This window comes from Paenibacillus riograndensis SBR5 (genome assembly GCF_000981585.1).
Taxonomy (GTDB): Bacteria; Bacillota; Bacilli; order Paenibacillales; family Paenibacillaceae; genus Paenibacillus_AQ; species Paenibacillus_AQ riograndensis.
In genome coordinates this window covers 1,327,878-1,353,960 of the sequence record NZ_LN831776.1, presented here as the reverse complement: position 1 = coordinate 1,353,960, position 26,083 = coordinate 1,327,878, and the positions used below count along the sequence as shown (strand labels likewise).

Sequence of the window (26,083 nt, the reverse complement as noted above, 5' to 3'; positions counted from 1 at the left end):
TTTAGCAGCTAAGTGCTCGCATCGTGTCCTCTGCTCGCATACATAATTTCTTAACTGCTGGTATCCATAGGTTTTTTGCGGATATAAGAATTCATCGTTGTCTTCAACCACTGAATGTCCTCCCCGTTAATCAGCAGGCGGGGCAGTTTGACCTTCAGGTTGTATCTGATATTAAGAATAATGAACAGGAAGCGAAGCACCGCCGAAGACAGCATTGCCACCCCTGCCCCGAACAATCCGAACTTCGGCACCAGCAGGAACAGCAGCGGGATTACCAGGATCAGTCCGACCCCCTGCAGGATCGATACGAACTTCGGTTTGCCAAGCGCCATGAACACCTGAGCCAGAATCAATGTGCCGCCGCTGATGGTTACTTCGAGCAGCAGCAGGCGGAACACCGTGAGCGCAGTGTTGAAGTCCTTGCCGTAGAGCAGCGGAATCACGAAGGGAGCCACCAGCATCAGGAACAGCGAGCCCAGCAGGGTACAGGTTGTGCTGATCCGGAAGGCTTTGAAGGTAAGGGCAATCGCCTGATCCTTCGACAGCTCAGAGGCTTTCGGAAACAGCACCACGGTGATCGAGTTCGAGAAGAAGTTGACCATCCGCGAGAGACTGACCGCTACCGCATACAGCCCCAGATCGGCTGGCCGCAGCAGGCCGGCGATAACGATCTGGTCGATATAGTAAGAGAACTGCCCGAGCAAGTCATTTCCGTACGAGCCGAGCCCGTAGGTGAACAGCCTTTTGAAATTCAGGTAAGCGTCTTTCATCTTCACCCTGTAGGTGCGGAGCAGTGTGATCGTCATCCAGATGAAGACCGGAACGGATGGCACCAGATACGCCAAGGCAGTTGTGAACGGATTGATCGAGCGGGTCAGAATCAAAATTCCGATGGCCGCCAGCGTCAGCAGCGGAAGCAGATACCGCAGCCAGTTGAACGTCTTGTAGTCGCCTCTGAACTGAAAAGCCGCATTGTTGATCTGTGACACCACAATCAGCGGACACAGGATCATCGAGCATTGCGCGAACAGTACGACATTCGGGCTGAATGAATTCAGCCAGTAGGGAAGGACCACAATCCCGACAATCATAGCCAAGGTTCCGAAGGCCAAAGCGATTAGAAGGGCCATCCGGTAGAGCACGCCCGCCTCATCGGGATTCTTTTTGGCATTGTAGATCAGTGCCGAAGGAATACCGAAGCTCATGCTGAACGCCAGGAATTGTGACCAGTTCACCATCGCTGTCTGCTCCCCGCGTCCTGTAGGACCCAGATAACGTGCGGTCAGCACACCCGTCAGCATATTAACCAATAGGATCAGCACGCTGACGAACATCGTCTTCACTGCGGCAGAACTGTTGTCCTTACTCTTGGTAAACCGCCGGAGCGAAGACCAGACTGTATTAGTGGGAAGTGATTTCGCGTTCGATGGCTGCATGTGGTGTTCCCTTCTTTCTGCTCTCAATAATCTCTTTGGCACCGAGGCCCAGGCCAATCAGCATCCAGACCAGGTAGCCTTTGAGCCCGGGAAACCCGTTGTCCGATACCAGGCTGATCACTGCCCCCATCCATGCTGCCAGCGACAGCCGGGCATAGGGCTGAAGGCTGTCTTTGCTGGTGACTCTGACTACAATTTGCTTAATTACAGCGCCCAGGGCACCGAAGAAGAACAAAGCGCCCAGGACTCCGAAGGTAAGCAGCAGGGCGATAACCCCGTTATCCATGTTTCCGTATTCGCCAAGCTCGCCGCCGTTGCCGATCTTCGTCCCCTGGCCGACACTGCCTATCCCTTGCCCGATTGGATTTGCAGCTACCATCGGCAGCATGTTCTGCCACAGGCTCAGGCGTTCATTGTAAGAATGGTCTTCCTGAACGGAGGTCAATGTCTCCATACGGGCCACCAAGCCTTCTGCACCCGGCAGCTTAGGGACGATCCAGAACAAAGCGGCAGCGACAAATACCAGTTGGAGCAGTGCCTTCCACTTCCCCTTGGACGGGGAGGAAGCGATGTATACGAGCAGCATCACCAGCATCACCAGCCAGGCTGAACGAACCAGCGTGGTCAATAGGCAGACGACAACGAGCATGACACCAATCCAGCGCAGCGTTCCCTGCCATCTTTTCTCCAGAATCATCGGTACCAGAGCAAATACCAGGAAGGTCGCCGCAGGCCCGGGGGAATTCAGAGTAGAGAACACCCGGATTTCCAAAGGATACGGTGTGCCAATGGACATCATGTCGGCATTCTTCATCCAGAAGGCATCCCACGGAGGGACGGTTAAATACTGGACAATCCCATAAATGGCTACCAGAACTGCGATATTGGCAAAAGCGTACAGCAACCGGTCAATATCCTTCGGTTTAAAACGCGTTACCGCGAAGAACGGAATCAGCAGCAGGGGTACGATGTAGTTCGCCAGATCGTACACGGAGCCAATGCCGTTCTTCGCAAGCCCGATCAGTGCCCCGTAAGCCAGTGCCACCGAGAAGAGCAGGATAATCCGGGTGGAGGATTTGCGGATGCGGTGAATCTCCTTCAGCACCGGGATTGCCAGGGTAGCCCCCGTCAGCAGCGGTGCCAGACTCAGCAGGGATACGGAATGGTAGACTCCTTCCGACCAATCCGCGATGCGCCGCAGCTCCGGAGCGACCGCCCAGACCAGCAGGGTGTAGGCGATCAGCGCCTTCGGCTTCAGCAGAGCCAGCAGGAAGGCCGGAAACAGAATGCCCGCCAGAATAGCGCCCTGAAGACTATTGGATGAGCTGAGCTTCGCGCTGGCAAAACCGATCATCAGCGGAAGGCCCAGACAGATGCCGCAAATCAGCAGCAGCATTCCTGCTGACTTCATGGATGGAAGACTCACATTCATTCCGGCCTGCCTCCCTTTACTTTATCCCGTTTGCGGAGCTCCTTGAGCAGCAGGACCAGGAATTGGGCGTCATCGACCAAATATCTTTTCCAGAGGCGGCCCGGTTCCTGGCTGAGCCGCCAGAACCATTCCAGGCCTGTTTTCTGCATGAAATTCGGCGCCCTTTTCACCGAGCCTGACAAAAAGTCAAAGGTGGCTCCCACACCAATCGAGATTGGCGCCCGGTACGAGTTGTAATGCCGGTAAATCCACTTCTCCTGCTTCGGCGCTCCCACGCCTACGAACACAATATCCGGCTGACTTTCCGTCAGCATTTCGATAATACGCTGGTTCTCTTCATCGTTGTGCTCAAAGCCGTAGGAAGGAGAATAGCAGCCGACAATATTCATTCCGGGATAAGCCGCTTTAAGATTCTTGGTAGCCTGTTCCGGCACGCCTTGCGCAGAGCCCAGAAAGAACAGCCGGTACTTTCTTTGCTCAAAGGCATTGCCGAGACGGCTGAAAAGATCTGCTCCCGACACCTTTTGCTTCAGCGGCTTACCCAGCATTTTCGAAGCCCAGATCAGCGGCATTCCGTCTGCCACTACAGCACCCGCCTGGGAATAGACGGTCTGGAACTCTTTGTCCTTGCGGAGCTTGATGACATGATCGACGTTGCAGGTCAGGATGTACGATTGCGACCGTTCCTGAATCGTTTTATCAATATAATCAAGCAGGTCCATGAAATCATAGTTATCGAAATTGACATCGAACATGTTCACTTGGTTCATCGTATCACTTCTTTTTGTGGGGAATCGGTTGGCTGTGAAGATCGATACAGGCAGTTCAGGTACCAACAGAACGGAATGATCGATTGGACCGTCGACAGCGTGTTGTCGGAAAACGAATAAATCATAAATCCTGCTATAAAGAGCAGATAATACGGTTTGACCGGCGGTGCCAAAGCTCTGTACACCAGAATAAACACAGCCAATAATGAAATCAGCAGCAGAATGGCTCCGATATACCCTCCATCAAAGTAAAAGCGGATATACTCGTTGTGGGGAACCACGAACCCTTTATAAAGGGTCCCGTCGTTCGCCACTGTCACTGCTCCAAGTCCTCTGCCCGACCACGGAGAATCCGCCGCCTTGTTCAGGAAGTACTCCCAGGCTTCTGCCCGGCCTGACAAGTCTACTGCCGTATCCGTTGTGCGTTCGAAGGAACGCTTCTTAATATTGTCGAGCTGCAGATATACCGCCGAGAAGATCAGAATAACCGAGCACAGGAGCGGAATCAGATATTGTGTTCTGCCCTTCAAGTATTGCCGCGAAATATCGTAAAAGTAGTACAGGACCATTAACAGCAGTGCCAATATCGGCCCCCGTGTCCCTGTTCCAATGAGAATCAGGAAGTTCAGCGCCAGCATGGTGTAGAAAAAACGGATATGCTGCGTACTGCGCTTGATCTCAATGAATGCAATTCCCACGCCCATGAAGGCCAGCATCGCCAGATGCGCCGGGATATTCGCTCCCTGAACCCGTACAGCGCCGGTGAATTCCACATCGAGAAAAGAGTGGAGATGCACCACCTGCAGCACGATTCCGGCCAGCACGCTTACCAGTGGAAGCATAGTGATAATGCGGATCTGCCGCTCGGCCACTTCCTTTTTCCAGTTGATCAAGAGAAAAACAAAAGGAAGGGACAAGCCGATAAACGCTTTGACCGCAATAGAACCGCTCATTTCAGGCAGCCAGATCGAGGAGCCGAAGGTGATGAACAATAATCCCACCATGGCCCAAAGCGGCGGGCTAAGGCGGAATTTCAATCCGTTCACCAGAATGCAGGGCACCAGCAGCATCAGGATCACCAGCTTGTAGAGCGATAGAATCTCAACGCCAAACATGCTGCCGGGATACAGAAAGTTAATAGAGATCGCCGTCGTCAGCAGAACGAAATAGCTGATGAGTTCAGGACGCGAGATAGAGACAACCAGCAGCAAAATCAGAAGCACGATGGCTACCGCTATTACCGGCTGGTAGATGACCGCCGCTCCAAGGAACAGCGCGGACATGAGGTAGAGCATTCCGTATGGCAAAACATTCATTTTGGAGCCCCACTCAAAATTCATCATTGTCCCCCTCACCCCGCTGCGGATTCTCTCTTCCGGTTCCAAATCATATGAAGAGTTCCGCGAATACTCTCCAGCCGGCATTTGTTCAAAAGTTTTCTCCCCTGGCTCCGGGAGAGGATCGAGTCACCCGCAATATACATGATCTTGGCGGCCGTCTTTCCCAGCAGGAGCAGATTCCCCTTCACACCTTCGCTTTTCATCGCGTTGGATATGCCTTGGCTGTAATATCTTTTCATAATCCAATCCTCCGTCAGCCGGTTGGCCGGTACGAAATGATCGACGGCCATCTGCGGATGATAGAGAATGGAATGTCCTTGACTTTCAATCTGATTAAACAGCCAGGTTTCTTCACCGGAGAGAAGCGAATCTCCTTTTCTTCCAAGCTCCAGCGGAAACAGGCTGATATCGAAGGCCACCTTGCGCATCGCCATGTTGGCGCCGCAGGGATGAAGCCGTTTCGGATATTCTTTGACGCGGTTGCCCAGATCCACGATGGTATAAGGCAGCTCGAACGGCTTGATCAGCCAATCCGGACGCCTGCTTTCGAAGATCGGAGCGATTTTGCCGCCCATGGCCATAACCTCGGGCTTTTGTTCAAAGGTACTTACAATTGTTGTAATCCAATTCCGGCAAGGAATCGCGTCATCATCCAGAAAAGCGATGAGCGGCGATTTGGAAGCCAGAATCCCTGTATTCCGGGCCGCCGACAACCCTTGCACCGGCTCCAGAATGTAACGGATATCCATATTTGCACCTTCAGCCTCTATAAACCGCTTGACCACTGCCGCCGTATCATCCTTGGAGCTGTTATCCACCACAATGACCTCGGCCTGATCCAGATTCTCCAGCGGCAAAAGCGACTGAAGCGTCTTAAGCAGCAAAGCTGACCTGTTGTAGGTACAGATGATTATGGAAATCTTAGGAACGTCTCCGTATACAAGCATCGGCATTCACCCAATTTCCATTTTTTTAATACGCATCTTTGGAGCCAAGCAGCATAAGGCCGGTTTTAGCGATGATTTTGAGATCCAGCATAGTGCTGCGGATAGAAATGTAGGTCAGATCCAGCTGAACCATTTCGTCAAATCCGACGCTGTTTCTTGCATTCACCTGCCAATAGCCGGTGCAGCCTGGTGTAACCATAAGCCGTTGTTTGTCATAATCCGTGTACTGCGCAACCTCTTCCACGAGCGGGGGGCGCGGGCCGACCAGACTCATATGCCCTAGCAGCACATTCCAGAGCTGAGGCAATTCGTCAATGCTGGTCTTGCGCAGGAATCTGCCGATACGTGTGATGCGGGGATCATTCTTAATCTTGAACATCGCGCCGCTGACCTCATTGTAGGCCATCAGGTTTGCCTTCAGCTCCTCGGCATTGGAGACCATGGATCTGAATTTGTACATCGGAAACAGCTTCTCGTCCTTGCCAACCCGGTTCTGACGAAAGAACACCTTTCCTTTCGGATCTTCCAGCTTGATCAGGATCGCCACCACGATGAACAGCGGCAGCAGTACGAGAAGGCCAAGAGCGGAGAAAAAAATGTCGATAATCCGCTTCATCACCAGATAGGAATCCATTTCTTTGCTTCCTTCTTTGGCATGTAGCATGTAAAGTTTCGGCAGGACGGCCTCATAGTCTTCCGGCAGTTTTTGCATGCTCATCTCTCCTCATTCCTCCTAAATATTGTGTAAGCCTGGGTGCCTACTGACTCTCCACAGTCCAAAACCCGTCTCGAAAGTCTAAACTTGGTTTTCAACTATTCAGAGTTTGTCCCGCTTTGCTCAGATATTCCGCCATTGCATCCATCACCGGATACCGCAAATCTTCGCTTTCCAGTGCGAATTCAAGTGTAGTCAAAATATATCCCAGCCGTTCGCCGACATCGTATCTGGTACCGTCAAAGTTATAAGCGTACACGCGCTCGCTTTGGTTCAGCTTCTGAATGGCATCGGTGAGCTGAATTTCGCCGCCTGCGCCTTTTTCCTGAAGGTCCAGGTACTTAAAGATCTTTGGAGTAAACACATAACGTCCCATGATCGCCAGATTGGAAGGCGCTGTGCCAATCGCCGGTTTTTCGACAAAATTATTAACCCGGTACAACCGTCCGTCCTGCAGGTCGGGTTCAATAATTCCGTAGCGGTTGGTGAATTCATCGGGAATTTCCTGTACGCCGATTACTGAATTCTGCGTTTCCTCGTATTGGTCAATCAACTGCTTCAGGCAGGGCACCTTGCCGGTTACGATGTCATCCCCGAGCATTACGCCAAAGGGCTCGTCTCCGATAAAACGTCTGGCGCACCATACCGCATGGCCGAGGCCTTTGGGTTCTTTTTGCCGGATGTAGTGAATTTCAACCTTCGAGGACCGCTGAACCTCTTTCAGCAGCTCCAGCTTACCGTCTTCCAGCAATCTGGACTCCAGTTCAAAAGCGTTGTCGAAGTGATCCTCAATCGCCCGTTTGCCTTTACCTGTAACAATAATGATATCCTCGATGCCGGAAGCGATCGCTTCTTCCACGATATACTGAATAGTGGGTTTGTTGATGATCGGTAGCATTTCCTTAGGCATTGCTTTCGTGGCAGGAAGGAAGCGCGTTCCTAGTCCTGCTGCAGGGATGATTACCTTCTTTACTTTTTTCATCGCACATACCTCCTGAAAGTTTTGTAAGTATTGGCTCCACTCATTTTCTCTTTAGAACAAAACCCGCTGGAAGTACTATCTGGTCTGATTCATAGCAATTCCGAGAATCTTCACACCTGTCTGCTCCATTAGGCCTTTCAGCTTTTTGAGCGACTCGCGTTTCGTTTTGCCGTGTCTGGCAACGATGATTAAGCCGTCTGACAACGGAGCCAGGATGCGTGCATCGCTAAATTCCACCGCCTGCGGCGCATCCAGCAGGATCAGATCAAAGCTTGACTTCAGTTCCTCCAGCAGAGCGGCCATCTTGTCGCTTCCAAGCAGATCCGGCGGACTGACGCTGGTAATCCCGGCCGGAATGACGGCCAGATTGGCCAGATTGCCGTAAACCGCGATATCCTTGACCTCTTCCCTGCCTCCCAGGTATGCGGCGAGGCCGTGGCTGCCCTCTACCTCAAACACGCTGTGCAGACCGGGATGTCTAAGGTTGCAGTCTACAACGACAACCTTCTTGCCATCCTGGACAAAGGATACTGCAAGGTTCGACAAAATCGTCGTTTTGCCTTCCCCGCCTTCTGCGGAGGTGAACAGGAGCGCCTGCCCTCCACTGCCCTTCAGCAGCCCCAGCTGCCTGATGTAGGTGCGCAGCGAGCGGAAGGATTCCGAGATATGCGAGGAAGGATTCAGGTCCGTGATCAGACTTTTATTCAGCCGTAACATAAGCGCCCTCCCCTACTCTTGCATTGGCATTTGCCGACTTGCCCAGGTCCCGTTTGCGGATCGTAGGAATGCTGGCGATTACCGGCAGCCCCAGATCGAACTCCGCTTCCTTCTCTGTCCGGAGTGTACCGTTCAAGGTTTCCAGCAGCAGAATGATTCCGATCGCAGCCATCAGGGAAACTACAAAGCTGATGATAATGTTCATTGTGGAACCGCTGTTGACAGGACCAGGAGCATCTGCCGGATCAGCCGGCGTCAGGAACGTTACATTGTCCAGATTCATCAGCGCCGGCAGGCTGCGGATGAACGTCTGCGATACCGCGTTTACTATCGTAGCCGCTTTGGTGTAGCTCTCGTCCTGCACGCTCAGGTTGATGACCTGGCTTTTCTCCGAAGATTTAATCTGCAGCTTGCCGGCCAGCGCCTGTTCTGTCAGATTGAATTCCGGGTGCTCTGCTACTACACTCTTCATAATCGTTGGCGACTTCAAAATTTCCTTATAGCTCTCGATGAGGTTGAGACTGAAGTTCAGATTATTAAGGTTGTTGCTCTCGGGGACATTCGCGGCGTTGTTGACGAGCAGCTGTCCGGAGGCTGAGTAGACAGGCATGACGAAGTTCTTGCTGACATAGAAGGTGGTGGCGCAGGAGATTAATACAAATACAATGATTAACCATAACCTCTTCTTAATCAGGTTAATGTAATCCAAAATCGTCTTTTCCACAGTAACCCTCCTTCCGCATTCATTGCATTCTGAAAGCAATCATGAAAGTTTCAGATATCTTGCTTTTATTCTATCAATCTCAGCGGATCACCACATGGGTCATACCTTCACTTTAATCTTCACTTTCGAGTGAGGCAGACTACCTCTAAAGTGTAGGTGTATGGTATACTTTAGTACCAGATGACCGGAAAATACTGACAGACTGTGGCAATATTCGCTACATTCTCAGGAATTCCGGCGGTCCAGGCTGTTCAGATTTTGTTCAGATCTGTCTGCTATCTTGGGTCGTAATCCATATGGTACTTTGCAGGGACCCCAATATATCTTCAGGTATGCAAAAAAACACGGACATCAATGTCCGTGTTTATCACATATTTTGAAATTAATGGAAACTAATCGTATGACATTTCGTATTTTGTGAGCCCTACGGCGTTGGCGTAGAGTGCGGCCTGTGTACGGTCTGCCACCTGAAGCTTCGCCAGAATCTGGCTGACATGCTTCTTGACCGTGAATTCACTGATGAACAGCCGTGAGGCGATTTCGCGGTTGCTGGCCCCCTGCCCAAGCTCGATCAGTACTTCCTTTTCTTTCGGAGTCAATTCGTCGGTTGGACTGTTGCCGCTCATCCGCATCTTGTCTTCCATCAAGCCGGGGTCATAATACTTGCGGCCCTTATGAACGAGTTGAATGGCAAACAGCAGTTCTTCCGGCAGCGCCTCTTTCAGCACATAACCATCAACCAGTACTTCTTCCGCCTTCAAAAAATCCTCCCGGCTCGCCGAAGAGGTCAGCAGGATAAACTTGCTGATGAGTCCGCGCGAACGCGCTGCTTTGATCACATCCAGGCCTGATTCATCGGCCAGCTTAAGATCAATAAGCACAAGATCAGGCTGCGTCTCTTCAATGATCATAAGCGCTTCTTGGCCATTCGTTGCTTCGCCGGCAAAATGCAGATTGGACTGCATAGAAATGACCGCCGCGAGTCCTCTTCTAACCAATGGGTGATCATCAACGATGACGATTTTCACTAGAATGACCTCCTGCCTAAAGTTTATGCATTTTTTAGTTCAGCCACGCCGACAGGTATCGAAATCAAAATTCTGGTGCCTGCATTCTCACTGCTGGACAACTGGAAGTCACCGCCTAAAGACTGTGCCAAATATTGCATATTCTTCATGCCTAGTCCGCCGGTGTTATCCTCGGATTCGGTCCAGAGCAGATCAGTATCGAAACCGACACCATCATCGACTATCGAAAGTCTGATCCATTTCGGCTTAAGTGACAGTTCGACATCCACCCGGCTGGCAGCACCATGTCGAATGGCATTGCCTGTCGCTTCGGATATAATCCGGAAGAGCGCCTTGTGGTAAGGATAAGGGAGACTGAAATCATCCCCCGTTATTTTTAACTCAATTTCTACATCGTTCAGCCTGGACAAGCTTTTCAGATGTGATCTGACCATACCCAGCCATGTCGGGCCGCCGCTCTTTTTGGAGCTGAGGCTGTAGATGGTAATGCGCAATTCCTTAGCTACCTTGGTGGCTGAATCATGAATCAGTTCAATTTGCTCCTCCAGCTCGGATTCGGACATCTTCCGCCATGTCTGCTTAAGCGAATGAGTCGCATAGACTATCCCGAACAGGCTCTGCGATACGCTGTCGTGCATCTCGTCGGCAATCCGGTTCTGTTCGTTCGTGATAATCAGCCGGTTCTCAATGACACCAAGTTCATGCCGTTCAAGGATAATCGCGCTCAGCTCCGAGAGAAACATCAGCTGCTGGATGTACCACCTGCGTCCTTCCAGGCCTTCCGATGCTTCCAGCTTTACGCCGATCATACCGACAAACCGCGTACTCATTCTTACAGGCATAAGCAGAAAGTCTCCGAGTCCGGGTAGGCTCTTGAACACCGGTTCACGCTGCAGCCGCCATTCATGCTCATGCTTCTCAAGCTCTGCAAAAAGAAACCGTTCCTCCTCCTGATGCCAGCCAGTCTGCCGGCTCTGTGGCGCGGGCTCGCCGCTCTTTTGGGCGAACCAGAACAACGCTTTGTCCAGCTTGGTAAGCTTCACCACATAATCCGTAATAACCTGGCCGATGTTCATGAAATCATGCTGGCTTGAGGTTTCCACAATGTGATAGAGCGACTTAATATGCTCCATGGTTTCATTCGTCCGTGCATTGGCCGCTTCCCGCTGCCGCTTGATCCGATTAACCATCTGCATAACTATAACCGTAAGTACCATGACTAGAAACAGGTTACCATTGTCAAGCACGGCTTCGGCGAAAGTTTTTCCGGAAGAGTTCAAGAAAAAATAACAAAATACGGAAATAATACCAAAATAGCTGAATAACAAGCTCCAGCTGAAATAAATAGACAAGGAACCTGCCGCGATGAGGACAGGATTCAGGACATACAATTTGAACGAGCTGTCATACCCGCCAGTAAACAATGTGAGTACTATAAGCCCCGCCATCTCAATGCTTACGGCAAGCATAAGAACACGCGGCCATTTACGCAACCTCCGGTAATAAATCGTGAACACTTGTGCAAATAAGAATAACACCATGATTAATAGGGATTTATAAAAGACGGAAGGCCCCGTATGGTCCAAGAGGTACATCAGCGATGTGAGGGACAAAGATATGTTTCTGTAAATGGTTATTACTTTGTCATCCGCGGTTGCTTTGATATTCATCCCACCACCCTATTCTCCAGTTTGTGGAAAATGCGAGCTTATTCTAAGCTTTGTTTAAAAGCATCATACATGAGAAAAATCACAATAACAAGTTCCCCTTTTCATTGATAACGTTTACAAATGATGAATGTTGCATAATTTCCAGCTTTTTTTTCAAAACTTTATTGGAAAAAGCCCATATTTTCAAATGATAGCGAATTCACAAAAAGTCCACATTTTTAGACGCACAAGAAACAGCCTGTCCGTAGTCGCTGACAGGCTGCTTCGGCAGCAATAATCTATGGTTGTCATAAGTCATACCGGTCATCCGCAGGTCTAGTCGGCCACCGTCGGCAGAGTTTTAGGCAACTTGGATGAATTACAAATACAAATCTGATAGCGCTGTTCGCCAACGATATGATACCCGGTGGACAAAATACGTACAGAATGGTTTTGTGTATCCACCTTATGGAGACTGCGGCAACTGATGCAGTAATATTCTCTCATGGCTTCATCTCCGGCATAGTCTATAAGAACTATCGTGAATCTGCTAATATTACCTAAATAATAACATTTCATTTTTGGCCATGTCAATAAAAAACCACAAATTCCGACATGATTTCGTCGGTTTAGGTAGAAATATGTCGCCATATAGATTGAACTTGGAAAATTTAGAATTAAGGGAAAAGTGGCGGAGGAGAAGTTTGGAACTGGAGGAGCGGTAGCGTCCGCCTTTGTCTGCGGATTTCAACCGTGAACAGCGGTTATAATCAAGAAATCTGCAGACAACAGCGGCCGGAAGTCCAAACATTCTCTGGAGTCATCCAATCCCAAAATCGAAAAATCTCAAGTTCAGTTTATATAATTATAAGCTGTTGCGGCAGATTAGCGGGGATACTCCCATATATTTCTTGAATAACCTCGAAAAATAAAAACTATCCGCGTAATGCAGCATTCCGGCTATCGCCTTAACCTGCAGCGAAGTATTGAGCAGCAGATGCTTCGCTTCCGCCATTTTGAGCCGGTGGATATATTCATGCAGAGGGTAACCGCTGCTGTGCCGTACAAGACGGCGCAGCGTGGACATCGAAATATGGTGTTTGGCAGCAATCCCCTGCAGATCAGGTAATCCATAGATGCAGGCATTCAACTCTTCACGGATTAGCGGGAAGAGATCAGGCTGCCGGGTGCGGTGGTGACCCTCAGTAATCAGGGAACACTCCAGCAGAAGCCCCTCCAGCATCGCTGCCGCCCGGTCGGCATCCGCCGGGACACCGCCTTCCATCAGCGCCAGCACCTGTTCGAATACAGATGCCAGCTCCTGAGAAGCATGGGCATCAAATACGGTTCCCCCCTCCAGGAGTCCCGACTCCACCCATTCAGCCACACGGGTTCCATTAAAGTTGATATAGTATTCATCCCAGTTGCACCCCGGAGCAGGTCCAAAGCTGTAGCTGCAGCCCGGCCGGAAAAAGAACAGGCTCCCGGCCCGCACCTGCTGAATCCTGCCGCCGTTCTCCATGTATGTGCCGTTCCCGGATAATATAAAGACAAGGGCCCAATGTTCGAATACAACGTTGGACCGAAACCAGATTCTTCCCGGCAGATGACCCGCCTGGCCTATCCGGATGGCCTTCAGCCTAAGCCTGGAGGACTCGACCTTGGGATCAATAATCCGTACGGGGTACGGACTGATCATATAATCCATGACCTCGGACATGATGTGCATTCCTCCCTTTGTTCAGGAGTGATATGGTTAATCTGAAGATGATCATATTCTACATGAACAAGAGGTGTCCACGCTATGTCTGAAAACCATTATTTGCAGCTGTTTCCGGTGCCAAAGGTCTTGGAATGTTCTGACGGCCGGTTCCATCTTCCCGCGCAAGGAAGCATCGTTCTTGCGGGAGAAGCGGACCGCGCCGCTCTTCCTGCTGCGCGCAGGCTCCAGCTCACCCTGTCTCAGGTCCTTCAACTGAACCTATCCCTGTCTGTAGGCACACGCCCGGCTGTCCGTTCCGTCTACCACTTTAGTTATAGTCCATTGCTGCCTGCCCAGGGCTATGAAATCCATGTGGATGAGAACGGAATCGCAGTAAATTACGGTTCACCCGAAGGGGCTTACTATGCGGCTGCCACACTGAAACAAATTCTGCAGCAATGCGGCAGGAGCCTTCCGTTTGTGCATATCAGCGACCAGCCGGACTTTGCGGCCAGAGGACTGATGATCGACATCAGCCGCAATAAAATCCCCAAGCTCGAAACCCTGTTCCGGATCGTTGATTTCATGGCTGATCTTAAGCTGAACCAGCTGCAATTATATATAGAAGGTTCTCCCTTTGCCTATGAATCCTTTCCCCAGGTCTGGGAGCTTGAAACCCCGATAACCGGGGAGGAAATTCTGCAGCTTGATGCCTACTGCCAGGAACGTTATATCGAGCTTGTTCCGAACCAAAACAGCTTCGGGCATATGGAAGGATGGCTGACCCGTCCGGAGTTCAATGCCCTCGCTGAGATTCCGGAAGGCTTCATGCTTCCTGAGAATATGTACGACAGCGATATGTATCCGGAAGGATTGTTCATGCACCCGGGAACCTTCCATACCGAAAACCCTGAAGTGCTGCAGCTGCTCGCCACCATGTACGATGACCTTCTTCCCTACTTCACGTCAAAATACTTTAATGTAGGCTGTGACGAAACCTATGAGCTGGGACTCGGCAAAAACAAAGCCGCGGCAGACGCCGATGGCAAAGGCCAGCTGTATTTGTCTTTTCTGCAGAAAATTCATGGGCTGGTCCTGGAGCGCGGTAAAACCATGCAGTTCTGGGGCGATATCATCATCCAGCATCCTGAGCTCATTCCCCGGCTCCCCAAAGATATCGTTGCCATGGAATGGGGCTACAGCGCAGCCCATCCGTTCGAAGCGGATACACTGAAATTCCGCGAAGCGGGGATTCCTTTCTACGTCTGTCCGGGAACCAGCTCCTGGAACTCCCTGACAGGCCGCAGCGACAACATGATGGCCAATCTGCGCAGTGCGGCAATCCACGGCAAAAACAACGGCGCCATCGGCTACCTAATTACCGACTGGGGCGATTTCGGCCACTGGCAGCACCTGCCCATCAGCTATGCCGGATTCGCCTACGGTGCAGCGGTCGCATGGAATGTGGAGAACAATCTGGAGGCAGATGTCGCCGCTTACCTGAACACATCCGTTTTCCATGACCGTGCAGGCAAAATCGGACAGCTGCTGCTGGATCTTGGCAACTACTATAAGTTGGAGTCCGGCATAGTCCGTCCGAATGATACGGAAATGTCCATGCTGCTGCGTACTCCGCTGCAGCAGGTGCAGCTTGTCGGCAAGCTTACGGTTGAGCATTTCGAGCAACTGGAGCAGTATTTGGCGGAGATCGAAGCCCGGCTTGACCAGCCGGAGCTGGAATGCGCCGATGCCGGACTTGTTGTGGCAGAGCTCCGGAACGGCATTCATTTTGTGAAGCATGCCGTGCAGCTGGCCCGGATCAAAAAGCAGCTGGCTGACGGGCCCGGCACACTTCAGCCTGAGTTGATCCACCGCCAGATCAAGGACCTGGACATTCTGCTCCATCACTACCGCCAGCTATGGCTTCAGCGCAACCGTCCCGGCGGCTTGGAACAGAGTGTCTCGAAGCTGGTCCGGCTGCGCGCCGAGTACACCCGGCTGGCAGCCGAGCTGACTGGTTCAGCGGCGTTATAGCAGCAAGGGCATTAAGGCAGCCGTTCCGCAGGTATTCTGCGGAGCGGCTGCCTTTTACACGTTGCCTCCGCCGGCGCCCTAACAACGGCATTTTTGCCGTTGTTTCATCCCGTTGCCTCCGGGGCGCCCTAACAACGGCATTTCTGCCGTTGTTTCATCCCGTTGCCTCCGCCGGCGCTCTTCGATTAGGCCCCCCTTATTCTGAAGCCTGAACTGTCAAAAATCGAGTTTCTTGTAGAACTCCGCTTACTATCACAGTGTGCTGACCAATCGCGCAAATGTGAGGTATAAGTACCTCTCATTTCTCACCAAACTGACCAATCGCGCAAATCTGAGGTATAAGTACCTTTCATTTCTCACCAAACTGACCAATCGCGCAAATCTGAGGTATAAGTACCTCTCATTTCTCCCCACACTGGCCAATCGCGCAAATGTGAGGTATAAGTACCTCTCATTTCTCCCCACACTGGCCAATCAGGAAAATGTGAGGTATAAGTACCTCTCATTTCTCCCCACACTGGCCAATCGCGCAAATGTGAGGTATAAGTGCCTCTCATTTCTCCCCACACTGGCCAATCGCGCAAATGTGAGGTATAAGTACCTCTCATTTCTCCCCACACTGGCCAATCAGGAAAATGTGGGGTATAAATACCTCTCATTTCTCCCCACACTGGCCAATCGCGCAAATGTGAGGTATAAATACCTCTCATTTCTCACCAAACTGACCAATCGCGCAAATGTGAGGTATAAGTGCCTCTCATTTCTCCCCACACTGGCCAATCGCTCAAATCTGAGGTATAAGTACCTCTTATTTCTCATCAAACTGGCCAATCGCGCAAATGTGAGGTATAAGTACCTCTCATTTCTCCCCACACTGGCCAATCGCTCAAATGTGAGGTATATATACCTCTTATTTCTCCCCACACTGGCCAATCAGGCAAATCTGAGGTATAAGTACCTTTCATTTCTCACCAAACTGGCCAATCGCGCAAATCCGAGGTATAAATACCTCTCTTTTCTCCCCACACTGACCAATCGCTCAAATCTGAGGTATAAGCACCTCTCATTTCTCCCCACACTGGCCAATCGCGCAAATGTGAGGTATAAGTACCTCTCATTTCGCCGCAAATGGATCTCCGGCTGAAATGAGGGGCATACAGTAAGATCAGCCAAAACCCCGAGGTCGCCACTGGAGCCCCAGCAACGGCATTCCTGCTGTTGTTTCTCCCTGCCCCCGCCACCGGAGCCCCAGCAACGGCATTCCTGCTGTTGTTTCTCCCTGCCCCCGCCACCAGCGCCCCTGCAACGGCATTCCTACCGTTGTTTCTCCCTGCCCCCGCCACCAGCGCCCCAACAACGGCATTCCTGCCGTTGTTTCTCCCCGCACGGCGCCCGCAGGCTTACTCCGCTGCCCAAGGCTGGCGCTGCGAAACTACGGTTTCGCCGCTCTCTGCGGCCTGCTCCAGCAGCAGCGCCAAATACTGGTCCTGGCTGCCTTCGGCCAGGCTGTAAAAGGATGGCCCGCCCCCGACATGCCGCTGCATCCGGACCAGGCTCTCCGCGACCGCGATTTCATCCTCCGAGAGCCGTGCTGGTGCGTAGGGATTCCGGTATAACCACTCTCCGTCCATCATGATCCCCTTGAGGTAAAAGCCCTCCAGATTTCCGCCATGACCGGCGTCGATCCGGCGCAGCTTGCCATATAGCGGTGTATCATAGGCCTGCAGCCAGGAGACATCATCGTTCATCAGTTCTCCCCGGTCCCCGCGCACGAGAATCCGGCTGCCGCGAATCCACGAAAAATACTGGTCGCCGGTGAAATCGAATACACCCAGCTTATCACCAAAGTCCAGCACAGCCAATGTCTGGACACTCTGCACCCTTGCTTCAGCGGAAGGGGGGCCGCTGCGCTGCGGTCCTTCAATAATCGCTGAACGGAACTGCTGCGCACGGATGCTGACATTGCCGAAGCCGGTGCCAAGCAGCCGGCGGATCAGACTGATGCCGTGGTAGCCGTGCGCAGCCGATATCTGCGCCTGGCTGACAGTTCCAAGCCTGCCCGAGTCAGCAAGCGCAATCCTTGCCGCATGCATCGGCTGAAACATGTACTGCTCGGCAATCTGGATCGTCGCCGAACCGCCCACACGGTTCCACAGCTCCTTCAGCCGGGCCAGATCCGGGGCGGGAGGCGTTTCCGCCAGCACCGGGATTCCGGCTTCGGCCAGTCTGATCACATATGCTGTGCTGATATCCTTTTTCAAGCTTATTACTGCAAAGGAATAGGATGCTGCCGATATAAAATCCCCGATCGATGTATACACCCGCACTCCCCAGGTTCTGCTCAATGCTTCAGCCTTGTCCTTATTGCGGACGAACATGGCGCCAACGGCAAATTGCTCCGGAAGCTCTCTCGCAATCCGCAGATAAAACTCCGCCCGCCAGCCTCCGCCCACCAGTCCAAAAATAATCTTCTCCATACCGATGACCCCTCCTCTATAAGTCTTACCCTTCCAGCACCCTCTCCCGCGCTCGTCCCAGGTGTAGAATCAGTCTTCCCTCCGGGCTTTCCGAATCTCCAGCTCATTCCAGCGCTGCTCTTCATATTGATTCGCCAGCATTTCACGTTCCTTTTGCTCATGAATATCCCGGCCACGGCTTTCTTTCAGGCTCGCTTCATCCTCGAAAATCCGCCATATATCGGAGAAGAGATAACCTTTAATTTGCACAAAGTCACCGTCCAGCCTGCCCCCTTGCCAGAGTAATCCGGCAGAGGTGCGCAGCACTGTGCGCCCGTCAGGTGTGGCAGCTTTTTGGCCTAGACGGATATGCATCAGCATTTGTCCAAAAGTATACCATTCCATATCGAATCTCCCCCGAATTAAGATTGAAATCAACGACCAGGAAGCTTATAATCATCACGGATAACCATTATTTACCTAATTCTAATACATATCTCTCTGCATCAAAAAAATTGAAAACAGGAGGCAAAATGATGGATTGGCTGCATGATTACGACAAAGAGCTCCGTTTGGTATTTCAGGACTGCAGCAGTGTGATTTCCGGATTTCCTGATTCTCTCCGCATTCAAGGAATGGCCTATCTCGAACAGTTTAACGTTTTCAGCACAGGAAGCCACAAAAATTATATCAGTTATCTGCTCCCCTTCTGGCTCAGGGACGGTTACGGCCTGACAGAGGCTGAAGCCCGCGGGCTGTCGGCCGGCAATATTTTTTGCATGCTGTATTTCTTCATTCAGGATGATCTGATGGACAGTGATAACAGCGCATCCCGGATGCTGCCGCTGGCCAATCTGCTGTATGTTGAGTTCCTGAACAAGTACAGGCCGCTGTTTCCGCCGGAGTCCCTTTTCTGGCTCTGCTTTAACCGCTATATTCTGGAGTGGGCGGAGAGTGTGGCCGGTGAGGCGCATGGAGATTATTTTAGGAATGACCGGCTGAAAATCTCCCACAAAGCCAGTCCGCTGAAGCTTACCAGTACAGCTATTCTGCTGCATACCGGCAATGCTTCTCTGATTCCGGAAGCGGAAGATATTCTCCATACCGTACTGCTTACCCTGCAAATGCTGGACGACTACGAGGATTGGGAGCAAGATCTTGCTGAAGGAAGCTACAATTGCCTGCTGTCCCTGGCCGGACACCACACAGGCATAGATCAGGTTGCGCTTACCAAAGCACAGGTCAAGGATTATATCTTTACAAAAGGGGGGCTTGCTGCGTATGCCGGTACGGCGTTGGATAATCACAAAAAGCTTGAAAACTGCCGCCTGAACGCCCCTCATCTCATCGCTTTCCATCAGTTTATGGCCGGGAATCTGCAGCAGATGGCAGCAGCAATCGAAGCGGAAAAACAGCTTTTGCAAGGCGGGGGTCTGGGTTACTGGTTGTCCAAACATATGAATCTGTAAATAGGAAATAGGATATAGAATAATAGAGTGGGCTATGCTATACTAATCAGGAAAATATAACCATTTTGGGAAGGGTGATTATTTTGTCAGAAGCAATTCTCCGAAATCAAGTAATTCAAAAGGCATGGGAAGATCCGGGGTTCAAGCAAAGATTACTCACAGATCCGAAGGCAGCCCTCCAAGAAGCGCTAGGCATTGAACTTCCCGACAATATTACCCTCAGAACTGTTGAAGAAGCGTCCAATGAGTTCTATCTGGTTATCCCGCCCAGTCCGGCATCAGGCGTAATGAAGACAGACTTAACCACACTCAGCACCTGGTAAAATCTATAAGGCTTTGTCCCGTTAGGAGCCAGAACCCTCCGGAGCTTCTGCCAACGGCAGAATGGTAATGGACTCGGTTCCGGCTCCTTTGCTGCTTATGAAGCGGACCTCTCCCCCCATCGCCTCTATGATCCTGAACGTAACCATCAGCCCAAGGCCTGTACCTTTTGTTTTGTTGGAAGAGAAATAAGGCTCACCCAGCCTGCTCAGAACTGCCGGGTCCATACCCGCCCCGTTATCCTTGATATGAATGAACACCTTATCTCCTTTGGCATATGCCTTAATATGAATGCTGCCATCCTCCCCGAGCGACTCAATACTGTTCTTGATCATATTGATAAAAGCCTGCTTGAATTTGGAGGAATTGCCCTTTACCCATAAATCCCCGGTGACCTCGAGCACCATTTTGCCTCCGTTCAAGTGGCACAGCGGGAGCATAATGCTCTCGATATGCTTGCATTCATCCAGAACGCTCAGCTGAGAGATCTTCTCGAACTCAGGTTTGGCGAACGTAAGAAAATCCGTAATGATATTGGATGCGCGGTCCAGCTCGCTTAAGGCCATGGACAAATATTTACGCTCATCGCCGCTCGACTTCTCGCTTAACAGCTGCAGAAACCCTCTTGTCACCTGAAGCGGATTGCGCACCTCATGCGCAACAGATGCGGCCAGCTCGCTGATGATTTCCATTTTTTCGGAACGCTGCAGTTCGTTATTGAAGAGCTCCAGTTCCCGTGAATACTTGACAACCTGCTGATGGTTATGGGCAAGACGGCGTCCCAGTATGATGATCAAGGACAGAATGAACACCACCAGCGCCCACTTCCAATAGATGAGATCATAATTGCCCTGGCGGTAATAATACCAGGCCAGTTCAACCGCTCCGGTCAAAGCTGCAGTTCCGAAACCGATGGCAAAGGTGATTGCATCCTTGTTCCCACGCAGCGAGAAGAGGATAACACAGGCAATCAGCAGGATGAATTGCAGAATCATAATGACTCCGACAATGGTGGCGGACACGACATAATAAAATTCCACCAGCCGGTTGCCTGAGAGGGTGTTCACGATCAGACAGGCTATGCAGAACAATGAATAGGCTACCTGGAATTTACGGAAGCGCCGGATGATGGCGAACTTGCCGCTGCCGAATATTTTCTCAAACAAAAAGGTTAATGCGGGGAGCAGCGACAGCAGCGCCAGATCGAAAAAAACGACGCTAAGCGGACCCAAATAACTGAAGAAGGTGTACGTAAAAGGAGAATAGGTGATGGACAGGACTCCCGTGGAGGCTATCACCAGGGACAGTGCGGTCGCAATGGAGAAATACTCCTTGCTCAGGTAAAAGGTGCATACGAACAAAACGAGAGCCACGAACAGAAAGGCTCCGCCCAAAACGATATCGGCAAGTCCATTTTTCGAATAATCCTTAAGCAGATTGCTGTGTTCGCCCACGGCTACTCTGTCTTTAATCCCGATACGGTCCTGCAGGGTTGCCGTCCATATATATAGGGTTGTGCCCTGATCTTCGGTACTCAGCGGAATGAGCAATGAATAATTGTCATGGATATAGCTGCGGCTGCCTTCAAAGATAAGACGTTCACCCGCATACACCTTCACATGCAGGGCATATAACGTCTTAATATAAACCGCAGGCGAGGTATATTGACTCTCCGGCAGCGTTATCCGCGTCCATGCAGAGGATATTCCCTTGGGAAGCTCCGGTGTCCCCTGACGGGCATCAACCTTTATCCAGCCCTGAGTCTCTCCAAGCGGTACCTCTTGCCCCGTATCTCCGTCCGGACTTCCCCATCTCATCTGCCAGCTTGTCAATTCCCGGGGGGCGTGCCGGCCTGCTGCCGAGGCCTCGAACGCGCCACAGGCCGTACAAAGTACGAATAGAACTATGGTTAGATGTAGAATTTTAGCGAACAAGCGCATGCAAGCACCTCAGCAGAAAATTTCAGAAGCTTAGCTCTGTTGTTAGTAGTACTTCGCTCCAGTCACAGCGCATCCCTTCAAAAAAACGGTATTAAACAAAATAATTCCTATTTTTTTGCGGCGGATGGTAATTTCACAATGACCTCAGTGCCTTCTCCCTTTCTGCTCTGAAACTGAATGGAGCCGTTCATTGCTTCAATAATCCGGAACGTAACCATAAGTCCAAGGCCTGTTCCCTTCTTTTTATTCGAATAGTAAGGTTCGCCCAGATGCGCCAGCTCGCTCATCTTCATCCCTTCCCCGTTATCCCGGACACTGATGATGATGTGCTCTCCCGATCTCCAGGCGGCAACCGTTATTTGTCCATCTTCCTCCAGGGATTCAATAGCGTTTTTGATCAGATTGATAAAAGCCTGTTTGAACTTGGAGGTGCTGCCGAGCACCTGAAGCCCGCTCTCCAGGTTAAGCTCAATGGTCCCCCCTTGCAGATGAGCCAGCGGCACCAGAACGCCGGAGACATGCCGCAGCTCCTCCTCCACCTCAAATCTGTCCAGCGTATCCATCCCCGGCTTGGCAAAGGTCAAAAAATCCGTGATGATGAGCGAGGCTCTGTCAAGCTCCTCCATAGCCATCTGCAGGTATTCCTTCTCCTTCTTATCAGAGCGTTCCCCCAGGATCTGCAGGAATCCGCGGGTCACCTGCAGGGGATTGCGCACCTCATGGGCCACCGAAGCAGCAAGCTCGCTGATGATCTCCATTTTCTCAGAACGCTGCAGGTCGTCATTGAATTTCTCCAGATCACGGGAATATTCGAGCACCTGCTCATGATTGCCCGCAAATCTCCTGCCCAAAATGAGAATAAGCGAAGCCACGAACGCAATCACTCCCCATTTCCACCACTGCAAGTGGTAGCTGTTGTTGGCGTAGTAGAGAATCAGCTCAGTTAATGACAATAAGGCAAATATAGAGAATCCGGCCGAAAAGATGACGGCATCCCGATTGCCTTTGAACGCAGCTCCGAGCGTCACGAACAGTAAATAGATGAACTGCGCCATCATCAGAAGGCCCAGAAAGTCAACGGTAGCGATTCTATACAGCCCGTCCAGGCGGTAAGACAACATAGCGTTCACGATGAGAAATACCAGACAGAATAACGAATAGCCCAGTTGGAATTTACGCAGCTTCGTGATTACCCTGTGCTTGCCTGCGCCAAAAATCTGCTCAAAGTAGATCGTGAACGACGGCAGCAATGTAAATAATGCCAGATCAAAGCCGATCTGGGTCCAGTGGTCCGGGATGTGCAAAATAACTGGCAGAAAAGGTGAATAGGTGATAAACAGAACCCCGAAGGATACTATAACCAGGACAAGGAAAAAACCGCCTTTGAAAAAGTCCAGCTTGAGAAACAGTAAACAGCCCATAAGTGCCGCACCTACAAATAGAAATGCCGCACCAATCACCATATCCGGCAAATTCTGTTTTACATAAAACTCCAGCAGTTTCCCGTAGTTTCCTGCCGTGATTTCCCCTTCAATTCCAAAGCCCTGTCCGCCTCCGCTGCTCCATAGATATAACCAGGAATGCCCCTCCGTCCCGGACAAGGGGATCAGCACTTTTCTTTCATCATAATTCATCAAATCCTGCGACTCATAGATAAGCTTATGATCCGCATAGGCCCTGAGGTTATGTCCGGTGACTTTATTAATCAACAGGGCCGGGTTGCGCTCTTCCGTTAACGGGAGGGGAAAACGGAACCAGACTGCCGAAGCATCTGCCGGAGCCGCAGGCCGCACTGAATCCATGCCTGCTTGCACCCATTCGCTGTCAGGGGCTTCAGCTGCTGCCGCAGGATCGCATACGTCTGAAGTCTCCCATTTCATTTCCCAGTCCGGTATAGAAAATCCTGCCCCGCCGCCCCATTGCACTGCGATCCCGATAGGCACTATGGAAATCAGCAGAAACAGCATGAATATCGCTGCGGCCGCCTTCATTGATGGCAACTTCATTATCGCACCTCAGTAAGTCTATAGTTGGATTTATGTAGTACATCTAACCTCTAAAATTTTCGACAACGTTCGCATTTTACCTGCCCATATTTGCAAACCATCTCGAAAAAAGACGTTATACCGCAGTTTATGGTTAATCCTCCTGCAGAATGATTATATTAAGAATAGGCCGCCTAAAGGTTACAGATTCGCCATCTGAGATTAGGGTATAGAATTACTATAAGCAATCAAGAAGCAATTAAGCCAAAAGGAGTTGAGCGGCTATGGGTAATGAATTCAACAAAACTGAAGCCGATTTTGTATATGAGCGGTACAACAAGCTGGGGGATGTTTCCCCGGAGCAGGACATTCCCCTGGAGGAGCTGCGGCCGCTGGGGACGATCACGCGGCACAACCCCGATGATGAAACTGCCGGAGCGGACTTAAGGCCTATGGAATCCGCACTGGCCAGCCATGATCCGGCCCACGAAAGGCCTGTCGATTGGGATGGCGTTGCAGATGACGGCTCCGATCCGGCTTTGACGGGCGATCCTATTCTCGCTGCCGATATCGGCCTGAATGCCCCTGAACCGGCGCTTGGACGCAGGGCCGACAGAGTGCGGAGCATGACTTCCCCGCCGCCATCCGAACGGGATGAAGTGCTGGAGTCCGATGCGATATTCGCTGCCGGTGCGGCCGGACTGGCCGGCGGTGCCATTGACTACGCCGGGGATGAAGAGCTTGTGGATCAAGAAGAGCTTCCGCTGGAGGATGTGCCCGATGCCGACGAGCTCCAGCCCGGAACTGCCATCGATCCGGCCGCGCCGCCTATTGATGCCATGCCGGGTACGGATGTGCTGAATGGCTCCACCGGTGAGGAAGAATAACATTGTTAATTTCCGCATTGACTTTTTAGCATGATATCCTTAGTATTGGTTGTAATTCAATACGGCGATGGAGTTCGCCATTAACCGTCCCTAGAGACTAATGACTCCTACCAGCGGTCACTTTGCTGGTAGGAGTCTGTTTGATTTTAGGGAATCAATGAAGCAGCATTATTCTATTGGAGGCTGGCAGGATGAGAGCAATACATACATATTGGCTGAAGCTTATGGAAAGGAGCCATTTTCTGGCGCTGTGGGGCACCTTCATCAAATGGATTGTGCTGGGGGGGTGCGTCGGTATTCTTTCGGGCTCGGCCTCGGCCATTTTTCTGAAAAGCCTGGATGCTGTGACAGAGGTACGGCTGAATCATGCCTGGCTGCTGTACTTGCTGCCGCTGGGCGGAGCGCTGGTGAGCTTCCTGTACATGCGCTACGGCAAGAACAGTGCCAAAGGGAATAATCTGATCCTGGAACAGATTCAGCAGGGGAATGAAACCATTCCGATGCGGATGGCTCCCCTGGTGCTGTTCGGAACACTCGTTACCCATCTATTCGGAGGCTCCGCAGGACGGGAAGGAACAGCTGTGCAAATGGGAGGCAGCCTCGCGGAAGGATTCGGCAGGCTGATCCGCATCAATTCCCTTGACCGGCAAATATTGCTTATGTGCGGGATCAGCGGCGGCTTTGGCTCGATTTTTGGAACACCATTGGCCGGAACCCTGTTCGGCCTGGAGGTTGTGGCTATCGGCCTGATCAGCCACAAGGCCCTGCTCCCCTGTTTCACAGCCAGCTTCATCGGGGATATTGTGGCTACCCGTTTGTGGAAGGTCCAGCACATCCATTATCATGTGGAGCTTTTTCCTCCGCTAACTGCCATCATACTGCTAAAGGTGATCCTGGCCTCTGTGCTGTTCGGGCTTGCCAGTATCCTCTTCAGTGAGCTTACCCATTATCTGAAAAAAACCTTTACCCGGCTAGTGAAGAATCCGATGCTCAAAAGTGCGCTGGGCGGCTTCATTATAATTGCGCTGGTCTATATTGCCGGCACCCGGGACTATCTCGGTCTGGGCATCCCTCTGATTCAGGACTCTTTTCAGACCGATGTGGCGCCCTTCGCATTCTTATGGAAGCTGATTTTCACCTCATTCACCCTGGGCACCGGATTCCAGGGGGGAGAAGTGACTCCGCTCTTTGCCATCGGAGCAACCCTGGGCAACAGCCTGGCCAGTTTTCTTCATCTTCATGCGCCGTTTCTGGCTTCGCTGGGCTTCATCGCCGTCTTCTGCGGTGCTACCAATACGCCGGTTGCCTGCTTCCTTATGGGCATTGAACTGTTCGGGTCGGGCGGAGCCGTCTATATGTTCATCGCTTGTCTGATAAGCTACCTGTTCTCCGGTCATTCGGGCATCTACACCTCTCAGCAGATCGGAATTTCCAAGAGTGAGTGGGTCCGGATTCCCGAAGGCACCACGCTGGGAACCGCCAAGCAGCTGCGCACAACAAAAAAAACGTCCGCTGAAGAGTAACCTTCAAGCGGACAGCCTTTCATGTT

21 protein-coding genes and 1 riboswitch are annotated in these 26,083 nt (G+C 51.4%); of the genes, 5 read left to right on the top strand and 16 right to left on the bottom strand.

Annotation, left to right across the window (positions count from 1 at the left end; genetic code table 11):
• Nucleotides 1-50 precede the first annotated feature (50 nt).
• From PRIO_RS05855 to PRIO_RS05800, 12 genes are all read right to left on the bottom strand, one after another.
• A complete protein-coding gene (locus PRIO_RS05855; protein ID WP_020426694.1) occupies nt 51-1,436 on the bottom strand; it encodes an oligosaccharide flippase family protein in 1,386 nt (461 codons plus the stop codon).
• Nucleotides 1,402-2,868 (bottom strand): O-antigen ligase family protein, encoded by a 1,467-nt coding sequence (locus PRIO_RS05850; protein ID WP_020426695.1) that lies wholly within the window; start codon nt 2,866-2,868, stop codon nt 1,402-1,404. Before PRIO_RS05850 ends, PRIO_RS05855 begins: the two co-directional genes overlap by 35 nt.
• Nucleotides 2,865-3,638 (bottom strand): WecB/TagA/CpsF family glycosyltransferase, encoded by a 774-nt coding sequence (locus tag PRIO_RS05845; RefSeq protein ID WP_020426696.1) that lies wholly within the window; start codon nt 3,636-3,638, stop codon nt 2,865-2,867. Before PRIO_RS05845 ends, PRIO_RS05850 begins: the two co-directional genes overlap by 4 nt.
• A complete protein-coding gene (locus tag PRIO_RS05840; RefSeq protein WP_046501406.1) occupies nt 3,635-4,981 on the bottom strand; it encodes an O-antigen ligase family protein in 1,347 nt (448 codons plus the stop codon). Before PRIO_RS05840 ends, PRIO_RS05845 begins: the two co-directional genes overlap by 4 nt.
• An 8-nt stretch (nt 4,982-4,989) precedes the next feature.
• The gene (locus tag PRIO_RS05835; RefSeq protein WP_020426698.1) at nt 4,990-5,931 is read right to left on the bottom strand and encodes a glycosyltransferase; all 942 of its coding nucleotides are present in this window, start codon (nt 5,929-5,931) and stop codon (nt 4,990-4,992) included.
• A 19-nt stretch (nt 5,932-5,950) separates the two neighbouring features.
• Nucleotides 5,951-6,643 (bottom strand): sugar transferase, encoded by a 693-nt coding sequence (locus tag PRIO_RS05830; protein WP_020426699.1) that lies wholly within the window; start codon nt 6,641-6,643, stop codon nt 5,951-5,953.
• Between the two features lie 91 nt (nt 6,644-6,734).
• Complete coding sequence (gene galU / locus PRIO_RS05825; RefSeq protein WP_020426700.1) at nt 6,735-7,622, bottom strand: UTP--glucose-1-phosphate uridylyltransferase GalU; 888 nt, start codon at nt 7,620-7,622, stop codon at nt 6,735-6,737.
• A 75-nt stretch (nt 7,623-7,697) separates the two neighbouring features.
• Nucleotides 7,698-8,339: a CpsD/CapB family tyrosine-protein kinase gene (locus PRIO_RS05820; protein ID WP_020426701.1), complete on the bottom strand. Its 642-nt coding sequence runs from the start codon at nt 8,337-8,339 to the stop codon at nt 7,698-7,700.
• Entirely contained in the window at nt 8,323-9,063 is a 741-nt protein-coding gene (locus PRIO_RS05815; RefSeq protein ID WP_020426702.1) for a YveK family protein, read from the bottom strand. Before PRIO_RS05815 ends, PRIO_RS05820 begins: the two co-directional genes overlap by 17 nt.
• 392 nt (nt 9,064-9,455) lie before the next feature.
• On the bottom strand, nt 9,456-10,091 hold the full coding sequence (locus tag PRIO_RS05810) for a response regulator (protein ID WP_020426703.1): 636 nt from the start codon (nt 10,089-10,091) through the stop codon (nt 9,456-9,458).
• Nucleotides 10,092-10,114: 23 nt separating this feature from the next.
• A complete protein-coding gene (locus PRIO_RS05805) occupies nt 10,115-11,560 on the bottom strand; it encodes a sensor histidine kinase (RefSeq protein ID WP_231869823.1) in 1,446 nt (481 codons plus the stop codon).
• A 1,045-nt stretch (nt 11,561-12,605) separates the two neighbouring features.
• Entirely contained in the window at nt 12,606-13,460 is an 855-nt protein-coding gene (locus PRIO_RS05800) for an AraC family transcriptional regulator (protein ID WP_020426705.1), read from the bottom strand.
• A gap of 84 nt (nt 13,461-13,544) precedes the next feature.
• Here PRIO_RS05800 and PRIO_RS05795 point away from each other — a divergent pair, with 84 nt between their 5' ends.
• Nucleotides 13,545-15,476, top strand: a complete 1,932-nt coding sequence (locus tag PRIO_RS05795; protein ID WP_020426706.1) for a beta-N-acetylhexosaminidase — start codon at nt 13,545-13,547, stop codon at nt 15,474-15,476.
• Nucleotides 15,477-16,876: 1,400 nt separating this feature from the next.
• On the opposite strand, the gene PRIO_RS05785 is transcribed toward PRIO_RS05795, so the two are convergent.
• Nucleotides 16,877-17,953, bottom strand: coding sequence for a Gfo/Idh/MocA family protein (locus PRIO_RS05785; RefSeq protein WP_046501397.1), 1,077 nt, complete (start codon nt 17,951-17,953; stop codon nt 16,877-16,879).
• 69 nt (nt 17,954-18,022) lie between these two features.
• Nucleotides 18,023-18,337 carry a hypothetical protein gene (locus tag PRIO_RS05780; RefSeq protein ID WP_020429700.1) on the bottom strand — a complete coding sequence of 105 codons (315 nt, stop codon included), beginning with the start codon at nt 18,335-18,337 and terminating at the stop codon, nt 18,023-18,025.
• Between the two features lie 128 nt (nt 18,338-18,465).
• Here PRIO_RS05780 and PRIO_RS05775 point away from each other — a divergent pair, with 128 nt between their 5' ends.
• Entirely contained in the window at nt 18,466-19,401 is a 936-nt protein-coding gene (locus tag PRIO_RS05775; RefSeq protein ID WP_141639135.1) for a hypothetical protein, read from the top strand.
• A 74-nt stretch (nt 19,402-19,475) separates the two neighbouring features.
• Nucleotides 19,476-19,724, top strand: coding sequence for an NHLP leader peptide family RiPP precursor (locus PRIO_RS05770; RefSeq protein ID WP_407944482.1), 249 nt, complete (start codon nt 19,476-19,478; stop codon nt 19,722-19,724).
• Nucleotides 19,725-19,745: 21 nt separating this feature from the next.
• Here PRIO_RS05770 and PRIO_RS05765 read toward each other — a convergent pair whose 3' ends face one another.
• Both PRIO_RS05765 and PRIO_RS05760 read right to left on the bottom strand, forming a co-directional pair.
• A complete protein-coding gene (locus tag PRIO_RS05765; RefSeq protein WP_231869822.1) occupies nt 19,746-21,554 on the bottom strand; it encodes a sensor histidine kinase in 1,809 nt (602 codons plus the stop codon).
• 215 nt (nt 21,555-21,769) lie between these two features.
• The gene (locus tag PRIO_RS05760) at nt 21,770-23,668 is read right to left on the bottom strand and encodes a sensor histidine kinase (protein WP_082118072.1); all 1,899 of its coding nucleotides are present in this window, start codon (nt 23,666-23,668) and stop codon (nt 21,770-21,772) included.
• Between the two features lie 263 nt (nt 23,669-23,931).
• Here PRIO_RS05760 and PRIO_RS33720 point away from each other — a divergent pair, with 263 nt between their 5' ends.
• Both PRIO_RS33720 and PRIO_RS05750 read left to right on the top strand, forming a co-directional pair.
• Nucleotides 23,932-24,534 (top strand): hypothetical protein, encoded by a 603-nt coding sequence (locus PRIO_RS33720; protein ID WP_020429710.1) that lies wholly within the window; start codon nt 23,932-23,934, stop codon nt 24,532-24,534.
• Between the two features lie 54 nt (nt 24,535-24,588).
• Nucleotides 24,589-24,651: riboswitch (Fluoride riboswitch) on the top strand.
• A gap of 74 nt (nt 24,652-24,725) precedes the next feature.
• Nucleotides 24,726-26,057 carry a voltage-gated chloride channel family protein gene (locus PRIO_RS05750; protein ID WP_020429712.1) on the top strand — a complete coding sequence of 444 codons (1,332 nt, stop codon included), beginning with the start codon at nt 24,726-24,728 and terminating at the stop codon, nt 26,055-26,057.
• The last annotated feature ends 26 nt before the right edge of the window (nt 26,058-26,083 follow it).